31 protein-coding genes and 2 pseudogenes are annotated in these 26,176 nt (G+C 42.9%); 29 read left to right on the top strand and 4 right to left on the bottom strand.

Going from position 1 to position 26,176, the window contains the following annotated elements; all coding sequences use genetic code 11:
• Nucleotides 1-89 precede the first annotated feature (89 nt).
• The 14 genes from G4O42_RS13140 to G4O42_RS13075 all read left to right on the top strand — a co-directional run bounded on the left by G4O42_RS13140 (nucleotide 90) and on the right by G4O42_RS13075 (nucleotide 13,120).
• Entirely contained in the window at nucleotides 90-389 is a 300-nt protein-coding gene (locus G4O42_RS13140; protein WP_118977633.1) for a hypothetical protein, read from the top strand.
• Between the two features lie 158 nt (nucleotides 390-547).
• The gene (locus tag G4O42_RS13135) at nucleotides 548-5,170 is read left to right on the top strand and encodes a transglycosylase SLT domain-containing protein (RefSeq protein WP_163263784.1); all 4,623 of its coding nucleotides are present in this window, start codon (nucleotides 548-550) and stop codon (nucleotides 5,168-5,170) included.
• The gene (locus G4O42_RS13130; protein ID WP_071347911.1) at nucleotides 5,171-5,728 is read left to right on the top strand and encodes a LysM peptidoglycan-binding domain-containing protein; all 558 of its coding nucleotides are present in this window, start codon (nucleotides 5,171-5,173) and stop codon (nucleotides 5,726-5,728) included. It begins immediately after the preceding gene.
• Between the two features lie 14 nt (nucleotides 5,729-5,742).
• Entirely contained in the window at nucleotides 5,743-6,102 is a 360-nt protein-coding gene (locus tag G4O42_RS13125; protein ID WP_014470549.1) for a phage baseplate plug family protein, read from the top strand.
• Nucleotides 6,086-7,054 carry a phage protein gene (locus G4O42_RS13120; protein ID WP_016938719.1) on the top strand — a complete coding sequence of 323 codons (969 nt, stop codon included), beginning with the start codon at nucleotides 6,086-6,088 and terminating at the stop codon, nucleotides 7,052-7,054. The genes G4O42_RS13125 and G4O42_RS13120 overlap by 17 nt, the downstream gene beginning before the upstream one ends.
• Complete coding sequence (locus G4O42_RS13115; protein ID WP_073982193.1) at nucleotides 7,054-7,401, top strand: Gp138 family membrane-puncturing spike protein; 348 nt, start codon at nucleotides 7,054-7,056, stop codon at nucleotides 7,399-7,401. The genes G4O42_RS13120 and G4O42_RS13115 overlap by 1 nt, the downstream gene beginning before the upstream one ends.
• The gene (locus G4O42_RS13110; protein WP_073982177.1) at nucleotides 7,398-7,754 is read left to right on the top strand and encodes a DUF2634 domain-containing protein; all 357 of its coding nucleotides are present in this window, start codon (nucleotides 7,398-7,400) and stop codon (nucleotides 7,752-7,754) included. Before G4O42_RS13115 ends, G4O42_RS13110 begins: the two co-directional genes overlap by 4 nt.
• Nucleotides 7,738-8,922, top strand: coding sequence for a baseplate J/gp47 family protein (locus G4O42_RS13105; RefSeq protein WP_230113508.1), 1,185 nt, complete (start codon nucleotides 7,738-7,740; stop codon nucleotides 8,920-8,922). Before G4O42_RS13110 ends, G4O42_RS13105 begins: the two co-directional genes overlap by 17 nt.
• Complete coding sequence (locus G4O42_RS13100; RefSeq protein WP_163263782.1) at nucleotides 8,919-9,548, top strand: DUF2612 domain-containing protein; 630 nt, start codon at nucleotides 8,919-8,921, stop codon at nucleotides 9,546-9,548. The genes G4O42_RS13105 and G4O42_RS13100 overlap by 4 nt, the downstream gene beginning before the upstream one ends.
• A 14-nt stretch (nucleotides 9,549-9,562) precedes the next feature.
• On the top strand, nucleotides 9,563-10,783 hold the full coding sequence (locus G4O42_RS13095) for a hypothetical protein (protein WP_073982174.1): 1,221 nt from the start codon (nucleotides 9,563-9,565) through the stop codon (nucleotides 10,781-10,783).
• An 18-nt stretch (nucleotides 10,784-10,801) separates the two neighbouring features.
• A complete protein-coding gene (locus G4O42_RS13090; protein ID WP_014470542.1) occupies nucleotides 10,802-11,266 on the top strand; it encodes a hypothetical protein in 465 nt (154 codons plus the stop codon).
• A complete protein-coding gene (locus G4O42_RS13085) occupies nucleotides 11,256-11,450 on the top strand; it encodes an XkdX family protein (protein ID WP_103042016.1) in 195 nt (64 codons plus the stop codon). The genes G4O42_RS13090 and G4O42_RS13085 overlap by 11 nt, the downstream gene beginning before the upstream one ends.
• 35 nt (nucleotides 11,451-11,485) lie before the next feature.
• A complete protein-coding gene (locus tag G4O42_RS13080) occupies nucleotides 11,486-11,908 on the top strand; it encodes a phage holin family protein (protein WP_015239640.1) in 423 nt (140 codons plus the stop codon).
• A gap of 48 nt (nucleotides 11,909-11,956) precedes the next feature.
• Nucleotides 11,957-13,120: an N-acetylmuramoyl-L-alanine amidase gene (locus tag G4O42_RS13075; protein WP_163263781.1), complete on the top strand. Its 1,164-nt coding sequence runs from the start codon at nucleotides 11,957-11,959 to the stop codon at nucleotides 13,118-13,120.
• 13 nt (nucleotides 13,121-13,133) lie between these two features.
• Here G4O42_RS13075 and G4O42_RS13070 read toward each other — a convergent pair whose 3' ends face one another.
• On the bottom strand, nucleotides 13,134-13,349 hold the full coding sequence (locus G4O42_RS13070) for a hypothetical protein (protein WP_088612287.1): 216 nt from the start codon (nucleotides 13,347-13,349) through the stop codon (nucleotides 13,134-13,136).
• An 81-nt stretch (nucleotides 13,350-13,430) separates the two neighbouring features.
• Here G4O42_RS13070 and G4O42_RS13065 point away from each other — a divergent pair, with 81 nt between their 5' ends.
• Together G4O42_RS13065 and G4O42_RS20000 are read left to right on the top strand one after the other, a co-directional pair.
• Nucleotides 13,431-13,931, top strand: a complete 501-nt coding sequence (locus tag G4O42_RS13065) for a hypothetical protein (protein ID WP_163263780.1) — start codon at nucleotides 13,431-13,433, stop codon at nucleotides 13,929-13,931.
• 128 nt (nucleotides 13,932-14,059) lie between these two features.
• A pseudogene (locus tag G4O42_RS20000) lies at nucleotides 14,060-14,140 on the top strand (hypothetical protein); the annotation flags it as partial.
• 37 nt (nucleotides 14,141-14,177) lie between these two features.
• Here G4O42_RS20000 and G4O42_RS13060 read toward each other — a convergent pair.
• Complete coding sequence (locus tag G4O42_RS13060) at nucleotides 14,178-14,618, bottom strand: SMI1/KNR4 family protein (protein ID WP_163263779.1); 441 nt, start codon at nucleotides 14,616-14,618, stop codon at nucleotides 14,178-14,180.
• A 12-nt stretch (nucleotides 14,619-14,630) separates the two neighbouring features.
• A complete protein-coding gene (locus G4O42_RS13055; RefSeq protein ID WP_163263778.1) occupies nucleotides 14,631-16,451 on the bottom strand; it encodes a T7SS effector LXG polymorphic toxin in 1,821 nt (606 codons plus the stop codon).
• 273 nt (nucleotides 16,452-16,724) lie between these two features.
• Between G4O42_RS13055 and G4O42_RS20100 the strand changes: the two genes are divergently transcribed.
• The 4 genes from G4O42_RS20100 (at nucleotide 16,725) to G4O42_RS13040 (ending at nucleotide 19,520) form a co-directional block, all read left to right on the top strand.
• A complete protein-coding gene (locus tag G4O42_RS20100; protein ID WP_259347430.1) occupies nucleotides 16,725-16,859 on the top strand; it encodes a hypothetical protein in 135 nt (44 codons plus the stop codon).
• A gap of 681 nt (nucleotides 16,860-17,540) precedes the next feature.
• Complete coding sequence (locus tag G4O42_RS13050) at nucleotides 17,541-18,623, top strand: hypothetical protein (protein ID WP_073982292.1); 1,083 nt, start codon at nucleotides 17,541-17,543, stop codon at nucleotides 18,621-18,623.
• 40 nt (nucleotides 18,624-18,663) lie between these two features.
• Complete coding sequence (locus G4O42_RS13045) at nucleotides 18,664-19,077, top strand: hypothetical protein (protein WP_073982291.1); 414 nt, start codon at nucleotides 18,664-18,666, stop codon at nucleotides 19,075-19,077.
• Between the two features lie 119 nt (nucleotides 19,078-19,196).
• Entirely contained in the window at nucleotides 19,197-19,520 is a 324-nt protein-coding gene (locus tag G4O42_RS13040) for a hypothetical protein (protein ID WP_073982290.1), read from the top strand.
• A gap of 18 nt (nucleotides 19,521-19,538) precedes the next feature.
• On the opposite strand, the gene G4O42_RS13035 is transcribed toward G4O42_RS13040, so the two are convergent.
• Nucleotides 19,539-19,727: a hypothetical protein gene (locus tag G4O42_RS13035; protein ID WP_073982289.1), complete on the bottom strand. Its 189-nt coding sequence runs from the start codon at nucleotides 19,725-19,727 to the stop codon at nucleotides 19,539-19,541.
• Between the two features lie 107 nt (nucleotides 19,728-19,834).
• Between G4O42_RS13035 and G4O42_RS13030 the strand changes: the two genes are divergently transcribed.
• From G4O42_RS13030 to G4O42_RS12990, 9 genes and pseudogenes are all read left to right on the top strand, one after another.
• The gene (locus tag G4O42_RS13030; protein WP_069013557.1) at nucleotides 19,835-20,062 is read left to right on the top strand and encodes a WYL domain-containing protein; all 228 of its coding nucleotides are present in this window, start codon (nucleotides 19,835-19,837) and stop codon (nucleotides 20,060-20,062) included.
• Nucleotides 20,055-20,282 (top strand): LexA family protein, encoded by a 228-nt coding sequence (locus tag G4O42_RS13025; RefSeq protein WP_073982288.1) that lies wholly within the window; start codon nucleotides 20,055-20,057, stop codon nucleotides 20,280-20,282. The genes G4O42_RS13030 and G4O42_RS13025 overlap by 8 nt, the downstream gene beginning before the upstream one ends.
• A gap of 139 nt (nucleotides 20,283-20,421) precedes the next feature.
• Nucleotides 20,422-21,948: a recombinase family protein gene (locus G4O42_RS13020; protein WP_118977646.1), complete on the top strand. Its 1,527-nt coding sequence runs from the start codon at nucleotides 20,422-20,424 to the stop codon at nucleotides 21,946-21,948.
• A gap of 31 nt (nucleotides 21,949-21,979) precedes the next feature.
• Nucleotides 21,980-22,066 (top strand): annotated as a pseudogene (gene gerE, locus G4O42_RS19995) (spore germination transcription factor GerE); the annotation flags it as partial.
• Nucleotides 22,067-22,251: 185 nt separating this feature from the next.
• The gene (locus G4O42_RS13010) at nucleotides 22,252-22,692 is read left to right on the top strand and encodes a MarR family winged helix-turn-helix transcriptional regulator (protein ID WP_003152580.1); all 441 of its coding nucleotides are present in this window, start codon (nucleotides 22,252-22,254) and stop codon (nucleotides 22,690-22,692) included.
• Between the two features lie 7 nt (nucleotides 22,693-22,699).
• Nucleotides 22,700-23,518: a glutamate racemase gene (gene racE / locus G4O42_RS13005; protein ID WP_012118125.1), complete on the top strand. Its 819-nt coding sequence runs from the start codon at nucleotides 22,700-22,702 to the stop codon at nucleotides 23,516-23,518.
• Nucleotides 23,519-23,623: 105 nt separating this feature from the next.
• Nucleotides 23,624-24,709 (top strand): GerMN domain-containing protein, encoded by a 1,086-nt coding sequence (locus G4O42_RS13000; RefSeq protein WP_032873775.1) that lies wholly within the window; start codon nucleotides 23,624-23,626, stop codon nucleotides 24,707-24,709.
• Between the two features lie 109 nt (nucleotides 24,710-24,818).
• Entirely contained in the window at nucleotides 24,819-25,556 is a 738-nt protein-coding gene (gene rph / locus G4O42_RS12995) for a ribonuclease PH (protein WP_032873777.1), read from the top strand.
• 11 nt (nucleotides 25,557-25,567) lie between these two features.
• Nucleotides 25,568-26,164, top strand: a complete 597-nt coding sequence (locus G4O42_RS12990) for an XTP/dITP diphosphatase (RefSeq protein ID WP_087920775.1) — start codon at nucleotides 25,568-25,570, stop codon at nucleotides 26,162-26,164.
• Nucleotides 26,165-26,176 lie beyond the last annotated feature (12 nt).

Genomic DNA, 26,176 nt, shown 5'->3' with positions numbered 1-26,176 from the left:
TGTCGAAAAGAAAAAAATCAAATGCAAAAAAGCAGTCCACTCGGGCTGCTTTTCAATATATGCAAACCAAACAATCGGAGGGAAAACCTATGTCAAAATTCGGTAAACAAAAAACAGTTAAAATTCAAGGAGTCGAGTACACTCTTCAGCACCCAGGAACAAGACGGATGGTAGAAATTCAAGATGAGGCAATTAACATTAACACAGGCCGCCCAACCTCTTCACAATTGTATGAGCTGTACATGAAAGAAGTTGTGGTAAATCCGAAAGTAAACTTCGAATACTTCGATGAACATCCTGGATTCAATGAATTAATGTATGAGGTTTCTACCTTTCTTAGCGATGAAACCGTCGAAACCAAAGCAGTTTTACAAAAAGAGGGCGAGTGACAACTGGCCCATGTATCGGCTTGTGATGTCTGAGAAGTTTTCTTTCGCAGAGGTTGCATCTATGGACCTCGATACGTTACTCGAAGCCAATGCGGCTTTGGACATTCACCTGGCCGAAGAAAACAAACGAAACAAAAGGAAATAAGGGGGGTTAAACGTTGACAGACGCTTTGCGGAGTACACATATTGATGTGGAATTAAACGTTGATACCTCCCCTCTTGAACGAGCAAATCGTCAGATTGATAGACTTGTTGATCATACAGATAATGCGGCCGGCCATTTTTCTCAAATGCGAACGCAAATGTCCAATATGCACAGGGAGCAGCGAAGATTCAGGAACATGAGTATGATTCTGGACAGTTCTTCTTTACAAACTGCTGCGCGGACAATTGAAAATCTTGGCCCCGCATTTGACCTTATGACGTCCCATGTCGAAAGCCTAAACCGGACCATTCAACAAACGAACAGGTTAGTGCAAAATATACCGTCACGCGTGAGCATCGACGTTGACCAATCATCATTGAACAATGCAAATGATCAAGTTGACAGGCTGCGAAACAATTTGCATAACGTGGACATGCGCCGGGTTAACGGAGGATCATCGCAAAGCACGGCGGCCATGCCTGCTCCTGATTACCGGGGTATGCGTTATTATGGGCGGGAAATGGACTTTTTGCGCGGCTCAACACGCGGACTTGAAGCAGATACTATTCAAATGGTCAATGAAATGCGCCGGGCTTGGTATGAGGAAAGATACGGAATGAACGGTTTCCGTAATGAGCTTATACGGGCAAGATATGGCTTCTTTCAGTTAGGCCAAGAAATGGACAACTGGACCGGGACAAATGAACAGTTCATGGATGAAGTGTACAGGCTAGGCCGTGAGCATAAAGCGGTTACTGACAACATGATCAAGAATAATAAAATGATGCGCATGAGCATGTTGCAGTCCATCGGTACGATTATGGCAATGTCAACACAATCGGAAAAGATCGCTGCCAATTATGACAGGATGGCAAACCCGTTATATCAAGTCAACAAAGCGGGGCTTGCCGTCTCAAATACCCTTGAAAATATGGCGAAGCAGGGAACTGCGGCACACTTGGCCTTGAAGATGCTCGGGCCTACCGCAAATATGAAACAGCTTCAAGATATGACAGGTATGATTACACAGGGGTATATGCGTTTTCAGATGGTAGCGCTTGGCGCGGCCTTCACAAACTTTTTCCTATTCCAAGGGTTGCACAAGGCGGCCACACAGACCGTTCCCGGTTATTCAAAGGCTTGGGAACAAATGTGCAGCACTCTTTTAAAAGCAATTCAGCCGGCCCTTGAAGTATTCGGCACCGTCGCCATGTCAATTTATAAAGGCGTTACCGCGATCGGAAAGATGATCATTCAGTTCAATAAAGCTCATCCAGTGCTGGCTAAAATGATCCAAGGATTTTTATTGCTCATCCCTGTTTTAACCCTGCTTTTATCGCCTTTGGCAATAGGAGTGGGGTTATTTAATGGGTTTCTCGGGGCTCTGAGCAGTCTTTGGATGTTCATTGGCCCGGTAGTAACGGGGCTTGTTGCCATGTCCGGAACAGTCTATGTAGTCGCCGGCTCAATTGTCTTGCTTGTAACAGGCGTTTATATGCTTTACAAGAATTTTGACAAGCTTCAAGAGCGATTCAAACCGGCGACGGATGCCATGAAGCGCTTTGCGGATACCGGAAAAACTGCGGTAGTCAGTGCTTTCCATACCATGATTAAAGAGGTGCAGGGGCTTAAACCTGCATTTATGAAAGGATTTGAGGATTCACAAAAGGTTGCTGTATCCGCAATTCATAAGATGCAAGCTGAATCCTTAAAATTATGGGATCGGTTGGGCGAGTCACACCCTCATTTGGTCGCCGGGATCGAGGCTGCTTACAAAACGGCAGTTGATACTGTTTCCTCATTTGTTCAGAATGCAGGAAAACGAGTAACCGACTTTTTCGGAAAGGGATTAACCGAAGGGTTGAACAGCTTTATTAAAGGGTTCATGAATCAACTCAAGATCGGTCTATCAAGCTTTCAAGGGATTGTGTCAATAATTGCTCCTATTATTGCGTCGATTGGTCTTTCTTTCTTAGGAGTCACCGGGCCGATAGGAATAGCAATTGGGGCGATCCTTAGTTTTGCCGGATATTTGTATCGTTTGAAAGATGCAAACCAAGTTGTCGGCAATGCAATTCATTCGGCCTGGGCGACTGTTCAATCTGTGCTGACAACGGTATTCACGGCCATTCAGCCGATTATCACGACAGTTCAGCAGGTTTTCGGTCAACTGGTAGCACAACTGACACCGCAATTTCAGCAATTAGCCGGCCAAATGCAACAGACGTTCATGCAACTTGCGGGAAATCTTGTTCTTTTAGCTGCGGCGGTTTCACAAACACTTTCAACGATTGGCCCACAATTGATTCCATTGATCCAGCAGTTATTATCGGCATGGATGCAGGTATCAGGGCAATTAATGACAAGTGTATTGCAGATTGTCAGTTCAATTTTGCCATTGCTTGTTCAAGGATTCCAGACTGTTTTTCCGGTCATTCTCAGTGTGATAAATGCGGTCTTACCTATCATCATTCAATTAGTCAGCAGTTTTTCAGGGGTTATCGTTACGATAATCCAGACTGTTCTGCCTATCCTTGTTCAGACAATTCAAATGGCCTTTCCGTTGATTATGAATATCATCCAGCAAGCTCTGCCAATTGTCGTTCAACTGATTCAATTACTCGGCTCAACGATCGGACAAATTGCCATTCAAATCCTTCCGTTGATTTTAACGGCGGTGCAACAGGTATTTCCGATCATAGGACAGGTCATTCTGGCGGTTCTCCCGGTTGTCGCCCAGCTTCTTACTTTAGCAGCAAATATTATTTTGCAGCTTGCGCAGGCGGCTTTACCAATTTTAATTCAGGTGGTCCAGCAGGTCTTTCCGCAAATTGTGCAGATCATTCAGATGGTGCTACCTATTGTCGTTTCACTACTGCAAGCCTTGGCAAATATCATCACCACTGTTGTAATTCCAGCAATTCGTTTTATTCTGAACATCATAAATGCAGTTTTTCCAGTAGTGCTTATTATTGTGCAGACTGCCCTTACGAACATCATTGCTATTATCAACGGAGCGATAGGGATAATAATGGGGATTGTAAAAATCTTCAAGGGTCTTTTTACTGGAAATTTCAGTATGATGTGGGACGGCGTGAAACAGATTTTTTCTAGCGCGGTCGGAATGGTTACAAAACTAGTATCCAATTCAGCAGATGGAATCATCAAAGGATGGCACTATATTAGAGATAAGGTTGGTGATTTGGCTCACAGTCTATGGAAGAAAGTCACAGACAAATTTTCTGATATAGTCGAGGGAGCCAAGGCGTTACCGGGCAAAATGGGCGACGGAATCAAGAGCATGGCAAAACATGCTTTGAGTGGAATTATCTCGCTCAGCAACTCAATGACCGATAAAATGGCGGATGCGGTAAACGGCGTTGTCGGCGGGATTAATACCGTTTTAAAGGCCATTCACGTTCCAGAAATCCCACTTTGGAAACCAGAGCATTTTAAAGTACCTAAATATGCGCATGGGACCGGTGCTCATCCTGGTGGCCCTGCTATTCTCGGAGACGGAAAAGGATCAAATGCGGGCCCTGAACTTTATAGGACGCCAAGCGGGCATATGGGACTGAGCCCGGCAACTGATACTGTTATGAACCTTCCAAAAGGGACGGAGGTACTTTCAGGGAAACAAACAAAACAAATGATGTCCATGCTACCAGCCTATGCAAAAGGTACAGGCGGCAATTTCTTAACGAAGGCTTGGAATGGGGCGAAGACTGCGGCCAGTAAGGTAAAAGATGTTGCTTTAGATGTCTTTGATTATATAGGGCATCCTTCAAAACTATTAAATAAAGTTTTGGAGAAGATGGGCGTAACGGCGCCGTCAATGCCCGGAGTTTTTGGTGATTTTTCAAAAGGTGCATTCACTTTTATCAAAGATAAGGCTGTAGGCTTTATTAAAGATAAAATGTCCAGCTACGCTGGGAGTTTTTCTGGTGGCGGAAGCAAAGCTGTGAAAAAATGGGTTGCTCAAGCTCTGAATATTAAAGGATTGGTCCCTGAATATGCGGGGGCGCTCGAAACAATTGCCATGAAAGAATCTGGCGGTAACCCCAATGTTGTTAACAATTGGGATTCCAATGCAAAAGCCGGCCACCCATCACAAGGGTTAATGCAGTTCATCCCAAGCACCTTTAACGCCCATAAAGAACCAGGACACGGAAATATTAAAAATCCGGTTGACCAAATTCTAGCGGCTATTAACTATCTGAACAGCAGATACGGCGGCATCATGAAACATCCCGGCTTGGTATCAATGGCGCACGGCGGGCCGTACAGAGGATATGCGACAGGCGGCGTAATCAATAGCCCGCAGGTTGCGGCACTCGGGGAAAACGGCTGGCGGGAATATGTCATCACGACTGAACCGCGTTACCGGAATCAATCACTGGGAATGTATGCAGCGCTCGGCAAAGAGCTTGGGGCTGAAACTGGATATACACCAGAAAAAGCAGCAAGCAGTAGCGGTGGAACGTCTGTAAATATTACATTCAGCCCGTCTATCAATGTAAAAGTTGAGGGCGGAAGTGCAAAAGTTGAAACTGATATTTCAAAGGCTATCACCCAATCACTGGAAGACTCTTACGACAGCCTGGCGGCTCTTTTTCAAGCGGAGGGGGTTTATTAATTGGCGAAGCTTGGGAAGGTCAATCTTGTTAACGAAAAAGAATCAGACGGGGCGGATGTGGAAGTCACATCTTATCCCGTTGAAAAAGGCGTGCCGATTACCGACCATGTGCAGAGAAAACCGGAAACCACAAGTGTTTCCGGTTATTTGCTTGGGAAGACGGCAAACAGCGACTATGAATATTTAAAAAAGCAAGCATATGCCGGCAATCTCCTAACCTATACCGGGCGAAAGGTCGCAAAAGACGTGATCATTACGAAAATCGACCGCGATACAGGGGAATTTTCAAACGGGTTTGCGATAACAATCTCTTTACAAGAAATCCGTATTGCAAAAAGCCCGTGGGTTAAGAAGAAAGTGAAAACAGCCGGGAAAAAGAAAAAGGCAAACAAGAAAAAAACCACAAAAAAATCAAGCAAGGTTTATCACAAGGTGAAAAAGGGCGATACGTATTGGGGCTGCGCCCGCAAATATGGAACTACTGTCAGCGCATTGAGGCGGCTCAATCCATGGCCTGACAGAAGAATACCTATCGGGGTAAAGATGCGGATTAAATAGGGAGGGTACGGGAAATGGCTACGAGGGACTATATTCCTTTTGATAAGGAGGATATTCCGCAGCAGTTCGAATTTGATTTAGCGGATGACACGTTTATTCTGCGTATAAATTACAATCAATCCGATGATAGTTTTTCACTGGATTTATACGAGCAAGATATGACGCCTATCGTTCTGGGCGAGAAGCTTATACTCAATGTTCCTTTGTGGGATGACATTGTAAATGAAAACCTGCCGGCCCCCGCCCTTATCCCTTTAGATGAATCAAATTCAGAAACACGGGTTACATATAAAAATTTCATGGAAACCGTGTTTCTTTATATTGATGATGTAGCTGACGGGTCGGAGGGGGATGACATTGGCGACGACGAATAAAAAGTTGTTTGGCCGGGTTGTCAAAATAACCATTGATAACGGCAGTTCGCAGACCACATTTGATTACAAGGATTTAGAAATTCATTTTGAAGTGCCCTTCGACGATGATTTCAAACCTAATGAAACAAAAGTTGAGATTTACAATCTCAGCAAAGATTCGATCAACAAGATAAAAAAAGGCAGCACGATAACGGTTCAGGCGGGTTATCGAGACGACTACGGCGTTTTGACGATTGGCAAAGTGACAAAGGTTCTGAATAACTGGAGCGGCTTGGACAAGGTGACGTCGATCTATTCAAAAGACGGCGACGATTATACCCATATGAAAGTGACAACCGCCAATGCTGATCCTGCTGAGAAATATTATGTCAAAAAAAGATATAAGCTTGCAAAACCGGTTGTTACTGTCAGGAAAGACAAAAACGGCCGAACGTACAAGACTGTCAGGAATTACGGGACGCGGGAAGAGGTTAGGTATCGCAAACGATACATGAAGATTACTTTTAAAGCAGGAACCACATCGAGGCAAATTGTAGATAAACTGCTGCGCGTTCTCGGAATTAAAGTGAAAAATATTATCCTGCCGAAAAATAAGGTGTACAAAAAGGGTTACCGGGTGACTGGCTTAATAGAAAATAATTTAGAAGAAGTCATACATGATGCCGGAGCCGTTATGTACTATCGACGAGGGAAACCGGTTATTCGCCCACTTAATCAGGGCGATGATGAGCGTTTCAAATTAGAAGAGGCCACCGGATTAATTGAGACACCTGAGCAGGTTGAGGAAGATAATTTCAAAGGTTATAAGGCGAAGTGTCTTCTTCAGCACCGTATCGCTGTTGCTTCAATTATTGAAATCAACAGCAAAACAGCAAAAGGAAAATATCGAGTGAAAGAAGGCACCCATTCGTTTGATGGAAGAGACTTTTTCACAGAATGCAAGGTGATGTAATGAGTAAAGCGACCAGGTTTTTCGATGTTTTTGAGAAAAGAATCAAACTATCTATCCATACACTGGCCCCGGCTCGCGTTGTGAAATACAATGCGGAAAAGCATACTGCTGATCTGCAATTGTTGTTCCTTATGAATGATGGTGAATACCTTCATGAATACCCGTTGATCGAACACGCTCCAGTTTTAAAGCATGTTGAGCCTGATATAAAGGTTGGTTCCTCGGTCTTTGTTTCATTCGCTGAAAGATCCCTTGATAACTTGGATGGAAACAAAACGTTTGATCCTGATTCTCGACGAACGCACAGTATCAATGATCCGGTGGTCATAGGAGTGTGGGAAGGATGAAAACGCTCAAGCTTGTAGATGGTGATCTATGTTTTGAAAACGGCACTCTTCAGATGGTCGAGGGTAACGAGGAAATTGCTCAATCAGTCGAATTAACATTAAAAACACGGTTAGGGGAATTTACTCTGGATGAACATTTCGGCTTGGATCGGAGTAACATTCTCGGGAAAGGCTTTGACCAAGAAGAGGCGCAATACGACATTATTAATGCTGTAACACAAGACGAGCGAATTGCTAGCGTTGAATCAGTTGAGTTTTCTCATGATAAAGAGACACGAAATCTATCTGTCCACTTGAAAATGAAGAAAGAGGATGATCAAACAATCGAGCTTGGGGGTGTTGATCTTGCTTAATGAAACAGGATTCCAACGGCAGACCTATTCGGAGCTTCTTGACGGCATGGAGGACAAAGCGAAGGAGCTGTTTGGCGAAGATATAAACACGTCAAGCAAAACGCCATTAGGCATTATCCTACGTATTTTTGCTTGGTTTTTGGCGGGAATTTGGGACATTGCAGAGCGGGTTTATAATAGCGGTTTTGTCAGTAAGTCGGAGGGTGTTCAGTTGGACAGGTTGGGAAGTAATTTCGGTATAAGCCGGGAGCCGGCGGCCGAGGCGGTCACTACTCTGTTTTTTACCGGGGAACCCGGATTCGTCATAGAAGAACAAACCCAATATACAACGGAATCCGGTATTTATTTTGAACTAATCGAAGATGTTGTAATCGGGGATGATGGAACGGGCACAGGGGCGGCTGTATCGCTGTCTAAAGGGATTATTAACAATGTCGCGGCCAATACCATTACTGAACAGGCTGAGACGTTAGAGGGAGTTTATTCAGTGAATAATCCGGAAGCTGCTTCCGGCGGCACTGACGAAGAATCTGATCCGGAATTTCGGGCGCGAATTAAAAAATCAGTTGAAGGCAGTTCTGCTTCTACGAATAGCGGCATCATTTCGGCATTGCTTGCCGTTTCGGGTGTTCGTTCAGCGAATATAGTCGCGAATAATACCATGCAAACGGATGCAGACGGCAATCCACCGAAAAGCATTCATGCTTATGTTCTCGGGGGAACAAAAGTAGACGTGGCTCAAGCTCTATTTGACAGCGTAGCAGCCGGTATTGAAACAGTTGGAGAACAATCGGTCGTCATTACGGATGCAAGCGGTTTGGATCATGATGTGAAATTTGATTTTGCAAAAGAAGTGAAAATTTATGTGCAGCTTGATTTAAAAACAAACGCTTCATTCCCTGCCGACGGTGTGAGTCAAATCAAAAACAATCTCGTATATAAAATTGGCGGGATTGATGAAAATGGTTCATCTTTTACCGGCTCGCAGATGGGTGACGACGTTATTCTGTCGCAACTTTTTAACGCTGTATATCAGGTGAATGGGGTTTCAGATGTGACTATACAAATCGGGAAGGATACGGCGGCTCTCGCTCAGTCAAATATTACAATTGAACCGAGAGAAGTTGCGCAAGTTCACTACTCTGAAATAGTGGTGAATCTGATATGATCAAAGATTTAATAGGAAAGCTGACTGATGCGTTCTTGAAAGATGAAAAGAGCAATATCGGAAAGCTTTTTTTAATAGTCGATGAACAATTGACAGCATTAAAAAATTCACTGACAACGGCAGAACAATGGCGGGATATTGACGCGGCGCGCGGGAAATCGCTGGACCTTCTCGGCGATAACGTTGCCCAGGATCGGGGCCGGGCCACTGATGAAATATACCGTGTGCTCATTCGTGGAAAGGTAGCCCGGAATGCCTCAGACGGGACAACGAATCGGATTATTGAAGCGCTGGCGAAAACATTGAACTGCAAGCAGAGTGAAATAAACATTGTGAGCAGCAAAGAGAACAATCAGGATGAACCAGCTGCAATCATTGTGAAAAAGGCGCCGATCGAAGCATTAAGTAGGGTAGGAATGAGCGAAACGCAATTTTCGAATATTGTTCAAAAAACGGTGGCTGCGGGTGTTCGAGTTGCTTATGTAGATTTAAACGGGACTTTCTGTTTTTCATCATCAGCCAGCACCATAGAAACAAGCGAATATGGGTTTTCTTCTGATGGAAAAGACGGCGGGACCCTGGGGGGCATCTTCCGGCCAGAAGATGATTATCCGTTACCAATTTAAGGAGTGTGAAGCAGATGCCTTTTACAAAAGAATTACCAGAATGGGGGAACCCCGGTCAGCGGCCGCCACAAACCTCCATTGATCAAGGGTATAAGCCGATGGACCACCCGCCGGCCGATTGGTTTAACTGGTATCAATATACGGCCTATCAGGCTTTGAAAGAGCTGCAAACGATCGGAGCAACGAAGGAAGATGTTTCTTCTGCTGTATCTGATGCCAAAGCTTATACTGACAAGCACGAAAAACGAATTGACAACCCACACAAGACAACCAAAGCACAAGTAGGACTCGGTAACGTTGACAATGTACTGCAGGCTTCCAAAGCCGATTTTGACGCCCATACAAAGGATAATGACCGGCATATTACAGCCACAGAGCGTACTAACTGGAACGCGAAGGAAACGACAACAGGAGCCCAAAACAAAGCTGATGCTGCTGAAGAAAACGCTAAAGCATATACTGATGAACTGGCTGCCCGGAGAGATAATCCACATGAGGTTACAAAGGAGCAGATCGGGCTTAGCAACGTTGATAATGTGAAACAGGCCGACTATTATGCGTTTCGCCAACACGATAACAACGGCATTCGCCATATTTCTCAAGTGGAAAGGGACAAATGGAATGGCGGGCAACTCTATCCCCTGACAACACAAGACGGGCAACGAATAAAAATAATGAAAGGGCAGAATCTTTTTGATTATCCGACAGGCTTTTATTTTGGTGCCGGCGTTGTAAACCATCCTGGTGATGATGATGCAGCTTGGTATTATTATGATATATCGGATGTGCCTGCTGACTTGGCTCCGCCACAAGGATTAAAAAAAATAGTAGCCACACGCTCTTATGATAACCGTACATGGATTTCAACAATTCACAAGGAAGGTGAGTTTACGGGTTGGCGGGAGCTTATTACTGACATTGATATTCCTTGGTTAGATGTGACGTACAAAAACGGTGCCAAAACAGGGGATCGACCTGTTCAATATCGAAAAGTAGGGAATACGCTTCACTTAAATGGTCATGTTCTTACTGACAGGGAAATTGTCTTCGGCAGCATACCCACTTCCTGCGCTCCAAGTAAAGGTGTGGTGAAATTGGTTGCAACCAGCGGAACAACTGGGTACAGCAAGATAATTGTATACGCTTCAGGCGACATGAAAATTACTGGTATTATGGCAACAACCGAATCAAAGGCCAACGGTTACTATATCGACATAAATATTCCACTAACTTAAAGAAAGGAAGGTGATTTCATGAAACTGATATTCCCTTACGGAAGCGACAATATTTATATTGGAAAGCCGGCTGAATTATCACTCGATCCGGAAACCGGAGAGTATAAGATGCCTGATAACGCTACGGACATCCCACCATTATCGGCTGATGGTGCGGGAATGTGGCGGCCTAAATTTGATAAAGAAAAGAATACTTGGATCGAAACGGCTGATCAAGAATATAAAGACAGCTTGAAAAAAGAGATAGTTACCGATCCCGATCCAGTTAAAGATCAGCTTTACAAGATCGGGCAACAACTTTCGGTCGAAGAGCTTGCAAGAAAGCAAGCTGAAGAAGGCCAGCAAGCTCTTGGGATGCAGCTTACAAATGAAATCATAGCACGAAAGCAGGCGGAAGCAGTAAATGTTTCAATGGGTAAACAGCTTGCTGCCTTAAAGCTTAAAGTATTGGAATTGGAAGGAGGGGTGACCAGTGAATCTTAATTTCTGGGTTTATGCCTTGTTCTACAAGTGGGCGACAACCGCAATGGTAAAGCAGGCAATGGGTTTTAACGATTGTACCATCGACGATATGAAAGAGGGTGTGGATGCGGCGTATGTTACACCGGATCAGTTTCAGGAAGTAACAGGGCAACCTTACGAGGAACAAACAGAAGCCAATAAATAAGGCTTTTTTATTTTGCCTCGAAGGAGGTGATCAAAATGGAGGGAATACATGTGTGGATGAATTTTGAAAGCTTACAGATCGCAAGAACATATCTTTTCGGGGAGGTGAAATACCTTGACTTGCTTCTGATCCTCAGCATCTTGGATGTCATCACCGGCATTATCAAAGCGTGGAAAATGAAGCAGCTTCGGAGCCGTAGCGCGTGGTTTGGATATGTCCGGAAGATGCTCAGTTTTATGGTGGTCATTGTCGCAAACATTATTGATACGATAACAAATTTGAACGGTGTCCTGACCTTTGGAACCGTTCTTTTTTATATCGCAAATGAGGGCCTGTCCATCACGGAAAATTTGGCGCAGATCGGGGTTAAGATACCAGCCGTTATCACCGACAGGCTTCATGTAATTGAAAGCGACAACGATCAGAAAACAGAAAAAGACGATCAGGCAGCTGGTTAATCCGGCTGCTTTTTTTTTGAATCCAAAAACAGAATAGGAGAGATTTTTATGTCAGCATACAGAAACCAATATATTGATATTAACAAATGGACGCGGCCGGGAATCAAAAACAACGGCGTGAAGAAACTGGTGGTGCATTACACGGCAAACCCCGGCGCGCCCGCTGCCAATCATTATAGATACTTTGGTCAAACGCTCCCCGCACAGAACAGAAATCTGTCTGAGAAGAAACAGACGTTTGCTTCTGCACATATCTTTGTCGATCGTACAGAGGCTATTTGTATCATTCCGTTGAATGAGGTGGCTTATCATGCGAATGATGTCCAACAGATTGTTAACGGGCAGCCTTACCGGGGTGTCGCGGCGCTGAAGCCGAATGCGAATTTCTTATCTATCGGCGTGGAGCTTTGCATTGAAAAGAACGGCACTTTCCATCCGGATACCATTGCCCGTGCAGAACAAGTCTGCGCTGAGCTATGCAAGAAGTTTAAACTTGATCCGATCAATGACATCGTGCGGCACTATGACATTACACACAAAATCTGTCCGGCCCCATGGGTAAGCAGATCCCAAGGGTTTACTGATTTCAAGAATGGAGTAAAAGCGCGATTAGGTGGGGTAGTAATTAACAAACCAACTAACAACAAATCGAAAACCAACACCGATTCGAATAAAGGCCGTTTTATCAAAAACACGGTGGTTTCAAGTGACGGCCTTGTTTTACGTACGCAACGGAACGCCTCTTCTTCCATGGTGCTTAACCTGCCGAATGGTACGGTTGTAAAATATCAGCTTGGATCAACTGTCAACGGATGGGGATATGTTGAATACACCAATTCAAAAGGCCAGACATTCCACGGGTATGTGAATGTCTCCTATATCAAAAGTGATAACGAGCTGAAAAGCGGCGGCAAGAAGAAGGTAACAGCCTCAAAGCCTAAAAACACTCAGAAATCAAAATTCAGCCTGCCTGCGGGTACTTTTAAAGTCACAAGCCCATTGACCCGAGGAGAGGCCGTAAAACAGATTCAAACGGCGCTGGCGGCTCTTCATTATTATCCCGATAAGAGCGCAAAGAACTTCGGAATTGATGGCGCATATGGCCCGAAAACAGCAAACGCGGTCAAACGATTTCAATCTATGTACGGGTTAACTGCTGACGGCATCTATGGGCCGAAGACCAAAGTGAAGATCGAAGCGCTTTTGAAATGAAAATGAGCAGGCATTAGGCCTGCTCATTCTGTTTTAAGTCATTTGTTAGGTATTCTATATCTTGTATGTACCGTTGTATAGTTTCCTCAATGGCATCCCTTACAACACGAGGATAACCCTTTTCACTTTCTTGTTTCTGCTCCTTCTTCAGTTCTTCTAAATCCTCTTTAAACAATTTAATAGCAGTCTTTTTTTGGTCAACGTTCATATGATTGTAAATTTTTCTCATGATAATTCTCCTTTTTTAACTAATTTTAAACAAAAATTATAAATTTTAGTATATAATACTATATTGGAAGGAGGTGGTAAAATGAAAAAGATTATGTCAAGCGTAATTATTCTTTCTCTCACAGGCTTACTTTTAGTATCAACACTATTACCAAGCGTTGCAAGTGCCGCAACTCCTAATAGTCAAACTGAGACTAAAGGAACAACACAGAGTGTTAATGTTCAAACTAACACTGTGAACAATTTGGCTGAGGAACAGAGTGAGGAGCCAGTGTTCCACACTACCGGCATTAAAGGCTATCTAGTCAAATTAGCTGCAAATACAGTCTCCTTAGGAATTAGACATGGTGGAGCAGCGGTTGGCCAAATATTAAAACATGCCGACGCTAAAGCAGCAAAAGCATTTAAAAAGAATTCAGGCTACATAGCAGATAAGATAGATGAAATAGCTGAACTTCCCGATGTTACTGCACATATGATTTCGGACAAGCTATTTAAGGCTTTGAAGGGTAAGATTGGCGGGGGATCGGCCAAAATAATTGCTGATGGTGTTTATTATGCTATTAATCTATTGTTGTTCTAAAAGCAGGTAAATGCCTGATTTTCCTCTTGGTGAATGTATAAGCTCTGAAAAAAAAGATCCAGAGCGTTAAGAAGTATCGTCCGTATAATGAATGAATCCCTTCTTATGACGAGAAGGTTTTTTTGTTTTTTAAGTCAATGTATGGCCTGACTGCTGATGGCAGTTATGGGCCGAAAACAAAAGTGAAGCTTGAAGCTCTACTAACATAAGAGAATCCCTTCTCGTTATGAGAAGGGATTTATATTTTTATTCATCGTATAGTTTATTAACCAAATCAGTAAATGAATCAGATATATGACTCAAAGCTCCATCAGGATCTTCATATGCAATTTCATGATCCCAGAATACCACCGTGGGATTCTCTTTATTCTGACGATAATCGAAACAGATTTCATTACCGAAAGGATCACAGGCGAAAGGGACTATCCCTGAAAGCATTCTTCCATCCTGATAATCTTCTAAAACCTCTAAAATAAAACTTGAACTACCCTCAGTTAGACCATGTAATCGATTAAAAACCGCGCCTTTTGTATTTTCATAGTCAAAAATCTTTTTACTTGGGCGTGCTCCATTGTTGTTTAATATAGTTGAAATGTAGTCGTTTGGAAACTTAATATCTAAAGCCTTTTCGATTTTTTTAACAGTTGTTTCCCCGATGGGTTCTTCGGCGAATCTCCACTCTGTCATATTGACCAACTCCTATCTGTTCTTACTTCCACCACCCCAAAGGTGCCGACCTCCTGTATGACCTGTTTGCCGATGCACCTTCTGGTCAACTAATTGCATTCTCCCTGAATCTTGGTGATGATGCCAAGTATATCCGTCTGGTGTTTCACCAGCTTTTATCATTTCGATTTGAAGGTCATTGAATTGATTTCTAAGTAAAGGATCTTTTTCAATTTTTTCTTTTAATTTTAAGGTTGCATCTTTAAATTGTAAATAATCGCTTTCCTTATAAAGTTTAGAATCAATCTTCGTATCAAATTTTGCTTTGAAAATTGGGAAACCGTCTTTATTATATGGAACTCCAGTTTTAGGATGTTTTTGGTTTTTAAGATGGCCCATTTTTAAGTTAACTGTTTTGATGTTTCCGTATTCATCTCTGTAAGTATAAGGTGCGGCTTTAGTAAACAAATCATCCTTTGATTGAACTAATCTCTTTAAAAGCGGCGTATTTTTAACATTAATAGTATTCCCGGCGTCTTGTAAAATCCCTTCTAATGCAGGGGTATATCTATCGGCATAAGGCTTGACAGATGGATTGCCATTTTTAATCTTTTCGCTAGCCGCCTTCCCAACTTTAGCAAGATCTTTTGATCCTGTTGAGACAGAGGACTTTCCGCCTTTCAATAACAGAAGACTTCCGCCCAAGTAAGTAACATAGTGCATCCGTGTATATGCATCCCCGTGAATCATCTTTTTATCCCAATCATCCTTCAATGTGTCAACCATACTTTGAAAGACACCTAGATAGTCGTATTCCAGAACAGTATCCAGAACTTTTTGAGGATCTTTGTTTAAGTTGTCAATTGTCCAACCGATATTCCGTCCGAGTTGAAGTGCTCCTTCACCGGTATCCTTGGCAAGATCGTATACACCAACAAGCAGACCTTTGGCGCCATCACCTATGATTTGCAATGCTTCTTTTCCGTTATCCATGAAAGCTTTACGCTGTTCCAGAAATGAAACAAATTCAAGCTGTTCAGGGGTGAGATTCTCATAGCCAACCTTTTTGGCGATTTCTAAGTATTCATCCGGGTCGGTTACGCCATCAGCCAGCTTTTTCTTCAGATCCTTGATTTCACGCTCTTTCGCTTCTTCCTTTTTAATCGTCAAATAAGCATCCGAATGTCTTGCGATATCGCCTTTTTTCTTATGGATGTCGCTTTCACGGTACGCTTTGGCGTTGTAGTGAAGCGGCGTGGCGCTTTTTCCTTTGCCTGTGGCGTTTTGGAGCTGCTGAAAGTCGGCTTGGATAAACTGTTCGTTCGCTTCGGTTTCTGCGTATTCTTTCGTTAGATCGTGATCAAGCTTGCCGAGCTTATGTATTGTTTCGCTTCTTTTTTTGTCAGCTGAAGAGAGCTTCTGATCCGTGTTTTCGGTTGAAAACAGATCAAGCGAGATGATGTCTTCGATCTCTCCGAGGATGGAGCGCATGTCCTTTTTCTGCTCTTCCATAATCGCCTTTGATTTACTGAGGGCGTGGGTGAGCTCATGCTCCAGAAATGATTCCTCCACATGCGAATTGGAAAGTCCGGCATCTTCGACCTTACCGGGAAGGCTTGTGAGAAATGCGATTTTCATATCGATCAGATCAAGCCAGCTGTCTATGACGCCGGCGTGGTCTTGGAAAAAGGCTTTGATGTTGTCAGCGCCCCGGCCTGAAAAGTCGCTGTCACCGAGGTCAGCCATACCTTGAAACGCTTTTTTTAGATTGACCATCTGGCCGCGCAGTTCTTTGTATTCACTCGCACGCTGTTTGGCAGCGGTCAACAAGCTGTTTGCTTCAAAAACTTTCATGACCATATCCTTTCTTTTAAAAAGCTTCAACAAGATATTACCATGGAAGAATGAAGAAAATGGTCGCTGTACGATTGAAAAGGAAAAAATGAATCATTTGGTCTGCGTCTTTATTCCTTGTGTTGCTCTTGAATAGAGATAAGAGAAAGCAGATTTGATGTGGCTGGGTAAAAATGACTAGCGGAGCATCCGTCTCTTTAGAGTGGTTTTTTTATGAAATATATTGGTGTCTCGGATAAAAATGGTATAATTCTTGTGTTAGGAGGTGGTTAAGTGGATGAGTTTAAAGACTGGGTACTTTCCATTGCAGGGATTGTCACAATTGGCAAACAGCTTTATGACATATTCCAAAATGAAAAGAAGCAGCGAGGAGAAAAGGAGAAAAAGCGCTTCCGCCGCCAAAGCTAGAAGCGCAACTGCAGGTTTCAAGGTTTTTAAGGGGGGAAACCCCCTGTTTCCTCGAATATACACTCAGTATACATCAAAAGTGATTGCGGTATGCCGCAAAAGCGTATTGCGGTATACTGTAACTCATCCATTTTTTGTATGATGAAAGATTATTTCAGCAAGTACAGCACATCAGATATGGCCATACTTCTAATAATGTTATTTGGCCTTGTCGCTATTGATTCTAAAAACTTGTCGCTTTCGGGAATGATAGCGAGTGTAATTTTATATTTGGCTGTGATCCTCACAATTTTTAAAGGTCTTATTATGATTTGTTCAGAAAAACGACATGAAAGAAAGCGCAAAAGTTAACTTTATCCAGGAAAAAGTTTTGACTGCAGCGGAAGAGCTGCCTGAAATCACTCGGTAGCCGTTGAGCACTCTTATGACTTTTGGAAAGCTCTAGCCGTTAAAAGGTTCGAAAAGTCACATTGTTTTTGTTTGGACATTACAAGCCCTAAAAAAGAATTAGAAGCCGGCCGGAAGTAATACCGACCGTATGATGAATGAAGCCCTTCTCGAGATGAGAAGGGTTTGTGTTTGTCGTACGTTTGCCACTTAACTAAAAAACCTTTAAAAAATATCCAAATTTTTCTTTGTTTTGGTGTATAATTGCATTAAAAACAAAAAAGAGGGGTATAATTGCAATCAATTCAGAATATATCACTTATAAAAGATATCGTAACATTACCGAAGGATTCATTAGTTGATATTTGTAAACAAGCTGGTTTGCCAACTGACGGAACTATAAACGACCTATCCAGTAGAATTTGGGAAAAAATAAAGGGAGATAGAGACGTTCAAGATGAGGCATTAAGCGTTGTAAAGTCAAGAATTCTTTCGGGAAAAACGACTGTAACGTGGTATAAAGCTCAGGATTCCCTTGTAGGTGCAAGAAATCTTATAATCAAAAGTCTGAGTTTTAATCCATTTCATACAGTTAATTTACCTGATCGTAATGAACTTACAAATGAACCAGTTTTATTTGCTGCTGCTGATGGCAATAATGAGGGCGAATATTACTTAAGGTTTATTTATAAATCAGGAGACGTTAGGGACTACTATAGTGAGGTTGAAACAAGACCTTTAACTAAAATGTGCACAGTTTATGTGAATGAAGAAAAGGGAATTGTCGAAATAAGAACGGATCATAAAGCTGCAAAAGAAATCACTTCAGTACTTTTTAGAATGCTAAGACAAGAAAAATTCATGGAGCAACAACGTGTCTTAGCTCCTTTTGGTAATGATGTTGAAAAACTTGCAGACGCACTTAACGGAGCAGTAATTGATACAATATCTAAGCCTGAATATTTGTTGGAAGAATTTTCAGACGAGCAAGCAGAAGCGACAGTCAACATTTTAGCAGCTTTGGATGAATTTTTTGGAGAAAATGATTTAGAGCAATTAAGACAAAATTTAGAACAGGCCCAGAAAATTTTCGGAGAAAACTTATTGGAAACGCCTTTTACGGCAATAATCCTAACAGGACTTCAAAAGGTATCTATGGGGTCTCATAAAGAGTTAAGAGGTCAGCCCCTTTATGATTTTTTAAGACCTTATTTGCAACACCAGACTGGATTTATTCGCTTCCCTTTCAGAGAACCGGAAACTGGTACTGTTGAGGAATATACTATTAGGGTAGGCTTAAGAGTGAACAGCATTTATTTCGTTACACCGGCTACAGAAAATGTAATGAATTATGTGCGCGAAAGAATAATTATATGATATTATTAACACAGCTTTTAAACTGAAGGAGGGATCTGTTGTGTCGGATAAATGGGAAGTTGATTATTGGATTGAAGATAAAGCCAGATCAATGATAAAGAGCTTTTACCCCACTATTGTATCTAGGGACACAGATATACCCCTTTCAGTGGTTTTCGGTAGGCTATTAGAGTTATCGAGGGATAACAAGTTGAACTTAAAATGGGAAATAAGGTGCCCTGAATGCTATTATACGATAGCCACACTTGATGATTTCCCTGATTTAGTTAATGGAAAGACTGTTTATTGTAATGAACTTTGTCATGAAGAGCATGAAATAACAGCAGATTGCATTTTTCCGGTTTTTGAATTTTCTCCGGAATACAAAACATCGATAAAAAAAAAAGCAGTGGCACTAAAACCAAGGAAAGAAACAGAAATAGAGGACAAAGTTCTGGTCCCGTGTCTATCATAGATAATGGATTGTTTGATCAAGACGCAGTGAATATTCTTAAGGAAATGTCACCAAATTTTGAGAAGACTTTAGACAAAGGGCTATTGCCACACATTACTATGTATTTTGGAGGAAATCATATGAATGATCATAGAAATATCGGCGATGTTAGTGTTAACGGAGACAATGTAAATGTAATGGGAGATCATAACCAATTCAATAAAGTAACTATTACAGAAAAACAAGAGATTGATAAAGCATATGAAGAACTCTTAACTGAAGTCAAAAAAATTCAGGATGAGAACAAACGAGATACTATAGAGTTTATGACACAACAATTAAAAGAAGCAATCGATAAAAAGGATTCAGAAAAAGGAAAGAAGATAATTCCGTTAATACAAGGAGCTATTGGGACAATTGGGTCGCTAACAACCATTGCAAAGTTTTTTGGTGTAACAATTTAAAGCCCTTTTAGGGCTTTTTTATATTATCCACTTTTTCTTTAGCTTATCCCACTTCAAAATGCGCTGCCTCATCAAATTTTTCACCGCATCACGGATCGTCTGTTCATCTTTCCCGGTTTTCCTTTTCAATTGTTCCATGGAGGGATTTTTTCCAAAGCGGGTCATGTTTAAGATGATCCTATATACTTTCCTCTCAAAGTCATTCATTTGAATTACCTCCTGAAGAGAATAATACCAGAACAAACATTCCCTTTTCAACTTGAAATAGAACAAAAGTTCGTATATGATGATAGTAAATAAGGAGGGGCAGCAGCATGAAAGCATTGTTAAATCGTTCGTTAAATGAAAAGTCAGCACTGGACATGATCTATATAAAAGCTGATGGGACAGTCTCGAAAAGAACCATCATAGTGCATCAGGTAAAACAGAATTTTATCCGGGCATTTTGTTTTAAGAGTAGGCAGACAAAAACATTTAGGATAGACAATATTCTTGCCGTTGCCCCGGTCAACTATAAAAAAGGGGTAAGGAATCATGCGTGATATGACGAAAAGGCAATCCGAAACATTGCAAGCGATTATTCATTTCATTAATGAACACGGTGTGGCTCCGACTTATAGGGAGTTAATGAAACACCTTGGTTTAAGCTCTACGAGCACAGTGAAGGGGCATCTCGACAAATTAAAGGAGAAGAATTACATCACGTGGCAGAATGGTTGCCCGCGTACGCTGAAATTAGAAAAAAGAGCTCAGCAATTCTGAAGCTCTTTTTCTATTGACTGCACTTTTTCCGCGCCAGCATAAAATTGGACAAGAACTGACGTTCGTGAAAGTTGTAGGCTGCCCGCAACCATTATGATATAATTTTGAAAAATGTACCTTTTGCAAACGGGGTGATATTTTGTTTTTTGAGGAAAAAAACACAGAGGAATTGATCAGATATGAAGATTATCCCTACGCGGTTTATGCCAGGGTTTCGTCTGAAAAGGATAGCCAAACAACATCCATACAAAACCAGATAGACATATGCCATCACTGGATTGAAAAAAACAACTATGAATGGAAAGACGAGGCTATCCAGCTGGACGATGGTATAAGTGGAACAATTCTTCTCGACCGTAAAGCCATGCAGTTAATTTTAAACAAGGCCAAGAATCACAAATTGAAAATGGTTGTATTTAAATCCATCAGCCGGCTTGCAAGGGATCTGAAGGATGCGCTAGATATAAAAGAGGTTTTGCTGGCGCACGGCGTTCGTGTAGTTACGCTGGAAGAGGGATATGACAGTTTATATGAAGGAAAAAACTCAATGAAGTTCGAAATGTTTTCCATGTTTGCTGCTCAATACCCACAGACAATATCGGTTTCAGCAAGTAGCGCGCTCGCAGCGAAAGCAAGGCGCGGGGAACATTCAGGCCGGGTTCCGTATGGGTATAAGAAAAACGGCAAGTTTCTTGAAATTTACGAAGAACAAGCAAAAGTGATTCGCATGATTTTTGATTTATACAATAATCACGGTTACGGCCAAAAGAGAGTTGTGCACAAATTAAATGAAGAATTGCTGCTCGGCAATATTCCCAAGCCTCAGCAGAATGAGCGATGGCAACTATCAACTGTTCAGAGGATTTTACAAAATCCGATCTATTGCGGTGTGTTCATTGCAAACCGGTATACTCAAGTGAAAATCGGGGGGCGAAAAAAATTCATCCGTAACCCAGAGGAAAAATGGACGATTTATAAAGATTGGGCGCCGAAGATCATTACACTGGAAGATTACGAAAAGGCGAATAACAAAAAGCATGTTCTGAAAAAACGGCGTTTCAATCCGAAGAACGAACTTCGCGGCTTAATGAAGTGCGGTGTTTGCGGCGCGAACATGGTCATCCTGTTCAGTTATAGACGCAGGAAAAAAGACGGCGTAAAAGTGGAGCATAATTATGTGAAGTGCAGCGCCTACCGACGCGGAGGGAAAAACATGTGTATTTCTCACCCGCCCATCCAGTATAAAGATTTACGCGAAATAGTTATTGAAAAGCTCAAGGAGAAAGGCCGTAAATTAAAACTGAATGTGAAATCAGATTATGAAGAGAAAAAGAAACGGCGGATCAGAGAAACAAAAATTCAAATTGAAGCTGCTGAGAAAAAACATAAACGGCTGCTGGAACTATTTCTCGAAGATCAAATGATTTCTAAAGCCGAATTTCAGGCAAAGCGGAAAGAGATCGAGGATCAATTGGAACAGTTAAACGATAAGCTGTTTCTGCTTGAGCGTGAAGAAGAAGAATCAATTGACATAACAAACATTAAAATAGCCTTCAGTCTCCTGAAGAAAAAGGACCAGGATTTGTATGAGGCGTTTCATGCGCTTATTGAAAAGTTAGTCATTCATGAAGATGGAACCGTTGATTTCCATTATAAATTCCAGTGATCATTCTCATTTATGTTTGCAAAAGATATGCATAACAAATGCCATGCAGAAGTTAGGTGTGAAAGGGCGTTCGCAAGCTGTTGTCGAGCTTCTTAGAATGGGTGAGCTAGAGCTCTGATTCTTGCCGGTTTTCCTTCTTTTCGAGAAGGAGCCGGTTATTTGCGTTGGCGCCCGGGCTGATGGGCATGCGGTGAAAATCCCGTTTTTCCTTTTTCTCCGTCAGTCTTGCATTTTCTTAAAAAAAGAAGGAAAATAGACACGGAGCGCATAGCCCAGAAAGATCCTTGAGTGAGGGATGGACAAATGACATCAAAATCTGTAGAGCATGTTGCGGATATCGAAAAATCACTCCGCCATATCGCTGCGATCATTAAACAAAAAGGAAGAGAAATCCTTAACCAATATGCAATTACACCGCCGCAATTCGTGGGGCTTCAATGGCTTTATGAATTGGGGGATATGACAATAGGCGAATTATCAGGCAAAATGTATTTGGCTTGCAGCACGACGACGGATCTGATAGACCGCATGGAAAAAAATAAGCTTGTCGAGCGGGTCAAAGACCCGGCTGACAGACGGGTCGTCAGAATTCATCTTCTCGCTGAAGGAGAGCGCATTATCCAAGAAGTGATTTTGAAAAGACAGGCTTATTTGCGGGATATGTTTGCGACATTTTCCGAAGAAGAAACAGCCGCTTTCGAAAAATCATTATTGAAACTGCAGCATGAAATGAAAAGAAAATGAGGCGATTTTGTTGGAACAGCCGATAGGAGTCATTGATTCCGGGGTTGGCGGGTTAACCGTTGCTAAGGAAATTATGAGACAGCTACCGAAGGAAAATATCATCTATGTGGGAGATACAAAACGCTGCCCGTACGGCCCGCGTCCTGAAGAAGAAGTTCTTCAATACACGTGGGAAATGACCGATTACCTGCTGGAAAACCACCATATCAAAATGCTCGTGATCGCCTGCAATACGGCCACGGCCATTGCCTTGGAGGATATTCAGCGCAAAACGGATATTCCGGTTGTCGGCGTCATTCAGCCGGGTGCGAGAACGGCGATAAAGGTCACGAAAAACCAGCATATCGGCGTCATCGGCACGGTCAATACCATTAAAAGCAGAGCGTATGAGCAGGCGCTGCTCGGATTAAACGCAGAACTTCAAGTTGAGAACACGGCTTGTCCGCTGCTCGTACCGTTTGTGGAAAGCGGACGGTTTCTTCAGGAATCAGCGGAGGAAGCGGTTGAAGCATCGCTTGAGCCTTTAAAAGGTACATCAATTGACACCTTGATTTTAGGATGTACGCATTATCCGATTTTAAAAGATCCGATTCAGAACTATATGGGAGAGCATGTGAAAATCATTTCCTCCGGAGACGAGACGGCGAGAGAAGTGAGCACCATCTTGTCTTATAAAGGTTTGTTAAACCAATCGAAACATGCACCGGAGCATCAATTTCTTACAACGGGAGAGCGGAACGGCTTCGCAAAAATTGCCGAAGACTGGTTCGGCCACGAAATCGGCCATGTCGAGTGCATCTCCCTTCAAGAGCCGGTCAGAAAATAAATCAAAAAACCCGCTGTTTACGGCGGGTTTTTTTACGCTTCCCGGTCTATTTCCCGGACAGGGCTCGTATACATCATAGTACAAACAGCCTTAGGAGGGAAAAGTATGCTGAAAAAAGGACCTGCAGTCATTGCTGCAACATGTCTTACTTCGGCTTTTGTGTTATCTGGATGCGGTTTGTTTCAATCCGATAAAACAGCCGGGGAAATTGACCCGCCTCAAGACATTTCATATGTAAAGGATGAAGCGGGAATTCAGGCAAAACCAAAGCAGTCAGAGAAAAACGGCACTTCTAAAGCCGACCAGCCGGCCAATACAGTCATGCGAGAGCTGTATCTGATTGATAAAAACGGCTATGTCGCAGCACAGACACTGCCTCTTCCGAACAGTGAGGGAACCGCAAAGCAGGCCCTTGAGTATTTGGTTCAGGGAGGGCCTGTGTCAGAAATCCTGCCGAACGGCTTCAGAGCGGTGCTTCCTGTTGATACGACGGTAAATGTCGATATTAAAAAAGACGGCACTGCCGTCGCTGATTTTTCGAAGGAATTTAAAAACTATAAAAAAGAAGACGAACAAAAAATCCTGCAATCGATTACATGGACGCTTACCCAATTCAGCTCAATAGATAAAGTCAAAATCAGAATCAACGGGCACGAGCTGAAAGAAATGCCGGTGGGCGGCACGCCGATTACGGGCGACTTAAGCAGAAAAGACGGGATTAATATTGAAACGGCCGGAGTGAATGATCTGACAGACACCCACCCGCTGACTGTATATTATCTGGCGGAAACAGAGACGAGCGAATACTACGTGCCTGTCACAAAGCGGATTGACAATTCGGAAACAAATGACATCACCGCTGCCGTTGAACGGCTCGCCGACGGACCGGGCAAAGCAAGCGGGCTTTTGACGGACTTTAATAACGATGTTAAACTTCTCAGCAAGCCGAAAGTGAAAGACGGCCAGGTTACACTGGACTTTAACAGCTCCATTTACGGAAGCGCCGACGAAAAAACAAAAATGGTATCATCGGGCGTACTGGACAGCATCGTCCTCACGTTAACCGAACAGCCGTCGATCAAAAGTGTTTCTATAAAAGTAAACGGAAAATCAGAACTGGTGAATGAAAAAGGAGAATCCCTTTCAAAACCTGTTTCGAGGCCGTCACAAGTGAATACGGGTAGTTTTTAATTTGCGATTTTTGATATACTAGTAAAAAAGAGGTTAGCGTTCCGGCTGCCTCTTTCTTTATTCACAATCCGGAACAAAAGGTTTATGTACATATAATCGGAGGTAAAATATGAGACACGACGGAAGACAGCACGATGAGCTGCGCCCTATCACATTTGATTTGGATTTTATCACTCACCCGGAAGGCTCTGTTTTAATTACAGCGGGAAATACGAAGGTCATCTGTAATGCATCTGTGGAAGACCGGGTGCCGCCATTTTTACGCGGCGGAGGAAAAGGCTGGATCACCGCGGAATACAGCATGCTTCCCCGCGCGACGAATCAAAGAACGATAAGAGAATCTTCAAAAGGAAAGGTCTCCGGCAGAACGATGGAAATTCAGCGGCTGATCGGGCGCGCGCTCCGGGCCGTCGTTGATTTGGAGAAGCTCGGCGAACGGACGATCTGGATCGACTGTGACGTCATTCAAGCTGACGGCGGAACAAGAACGGCTTCCATTACGGGCGCCTTCTTGGCAATGGCCATTGCGATCGGCAAACTCGTAAAAAGCGGCGTTATCAAAACCTCTCCTGTGACAGATTATCTCGCGGCCATTTCTGTCGGGATGGATAAAGAAGAAGGCCTTCTTTTGGATCTGAATTATGAAGAGGATTCGGCAGCTGAAGTCGACATGAATATTATCATGACGGGAAGCGGACGTTTTGTAGAGCTTCAAGGGACGGGCGAAGAAGCCACATTCTCCCGTGAAGATTTAAACGGACTGTTAAGTCTTGCCGAAAAAGGAATCCAGACGCTTATTCAAAAGCAAAAAGAAGTGCTGGGAGAAATATTGCCTGAACTGAAATAAGAAAGAGAGGCCTGATCACCGTGAAAGAAGCCATTATTGCGACACATAATCAGGGAAAAGTGAAAGAATTCAAGGAAATACTCGAACCGAAAGGCTACAGCGTCTCTTCTTTGGCGGAAATCGGATTTACGGAAGAAATTGAAGAAACCGGACATACCTTTGAAGAAAACGCCATCTTAAAAGCGGAAGCCGTGGCAAAAGCCGTAAACAAAATGGTCATTGCAGACGACTCCGGTTTATCGGTGGACAACCTTGGAGGCAGACCGGGCGTTTATTCAGCCCGTTATGCCGGAGAAGCAAAAGATGATAAGGCGAATATGGACAAGGTGCTGTCAGAATTAAAAGGCATCGAAAAAGAGCAGCGCACGGCCCGTTTCCGCTGCGCCCTTGCCGTCAGCATGCCGGGGCAGGAAACAAAAACGGTCGAAGGTCATGTTGAAGGGTATATTGCGGAAGGACCCGAGGGGGATAACGGGTTCGGCTATGACCCCATTTTTATTGTGAAAGATAAAGATAAAACCATGGCCCAGCTGACAAGCGCTGAGAAAAACAAAATCAGCCACAGGGCTGAGGCGCTCAAGAAACTGTCAAAGCTGCTTGATTCATAAGGGGGAGCGTAT

The sequence above is a fragment of the Bacillus sp. LUNF1 genome (assembly GCF_011008975.1).
Lineage (GTDB): Bacteria > Bacillota > Bacilli > Bacillales > Bacillaceae > Bacillus > Bacillus velezensis.
This window is presented reverse-complemented; position numbering and strand designations above follow the sequence as displayed.

Excerpts from the sequence above, each read along its gene's own strand:
- G4O42_RS13090 (WP_014470542.1), top strand. The coding sequence starts at position 10,802 with ATGAAACTGATATTCCCTTACGGAAGCGACAATATTTATATTGGAAAG.
- G4O42_RS13080 (WP_015239640.1), top strand. The coding sequence starts at position 11,486 with ATGGAGGGAATACATGTGTGGATGAATTTTGAAAGCTTACAGATCGCA.
- G4O42_RS13070 (WP_088612287.1), bottom strand. The coding sequence starts at position 13,349 with ATGAGAAAAATTTACAATCATATGAACGTTGACCAAAAAAAGACTGCT.
- G4O42_RS13055 (WP_163263778.1), bottom strand. The coding sequence starts at position 16,451 with ATGAAAGTTTTTGAAGCAAACAGCTTGTTGACCGCTGCCAAACAGCGT.
- G4O42_RS13115 (WP_073982193.1), top strand. The coding sequence starts at position 7,054 with ATGAGTAAAGCGACCAGGTTTTTCGATGTTTTTGAGAAAAGAATCAAA.
- G4O42_RS13140 (WP_118977633.1), top strand. The coding sequence starts at position 90 with ATGTCAAAATTCGGTAAACAAAAAACAGTTAAAATTCAAGGAGTCGAG.
- G4O42_RS13065 (WP_163263780.1), top strand. The coding sequence starts at position 13,431 with ATGAAAAAGATTATGTCAAGCGTAATTATTCTTTCTCTCACAGGCTTA.
- G4O42_RS13040 (WP_073982290.1), top strand. The coding sequence starts at position 19,197 with ATGAATGATCATAGAAATATCGGCGATGTTAGTGTTAACGGAGACAAT.
- G4O42_RS13125 (WP_014470549.1), top strand. The coding sequence starts at position 5,743 with ATGGCTACGAGGGACTATATTCCTTTTGATAAGGAGGATATTCCGCAG.
- G4O42_RS13035 (WP_073982289.1), bottom strand. The coding sequence starts at position 19,727 with ATGAATGACTTTGAGAGGAAAGTATATAGGATCATCTTAAACATGACC.
- G4O42_RS13060 (WP_163263779.1), bottom strand. The coding sequence starts at position 14,618 with ATGACAGAGTGGAGATTCGCCGAAGAACCCATCGGGGAAACAACTGTT.
- rph (WP_032873777.1), top strand. The coding sequence starts at position 24,819 with ATGAGACACGACGGAAGACAGCACGATGAGCTGCGCCCTATCACATTT.
- G4O42_RS13075 (WP_163263781.1), top strand. The coding sequence starts at position 11,957 with ATGTCAGCATACAGAAACCAATATATTGATATTAACAAATGGACGCGG.
- G4O42_RS13095 (WP_073982174.1), top strand. The coding sequence starts at position 9,563 with ATGCCTTTTACAAAAGAATTACCAGAATGGGGGAACCCCGGTCAGCGG.
- G4O42_RS13010 (WP_003152580.1), top strand. The coding sequence starts at position 22,252 with ATGACATCAAAATCTGTAGAGCATGTTGCGGATATCGAAAAATCACTC.
- G4O42_RS13110 (WP_073982177.1), top strand. The coding sequence starts at position 7,398 with ATGAAAACGCTCAAGCTTGTAGATGGTGATCTATGTTTTGAAAACGGC.
- G4O42_RS13030 (WP_069013557.1), top strand. The coding sequence starts at position 19,835 with ATGAAAGCATTGTTAAATCGTTCGTTAAATGAAAAGTCAGCACTGGAC.
- G4O42_RS13000 (WP_032873775.1), top strand. The coding sequence starts at position 23,624 with ATGCTGAAAAAAGGACCTGCAGTCATTGCTGCAACATGTCTTACTTCG.
- G4O42_RS13025 (WP_073982288.1), top strand. The coding sequence starts at position 20,055 with ATGCGTGATATGACGAAAAGGCAATCCGAAACATTGCAAGCGATTATT.
- G4O42_RS13100 (WP_163263782.1), top strand. The coding sequence starts at position 8,919 with ATGATCAAAGATTTAATAGGAAAGCTGACTGATGCGTTCTTGAAAGAT.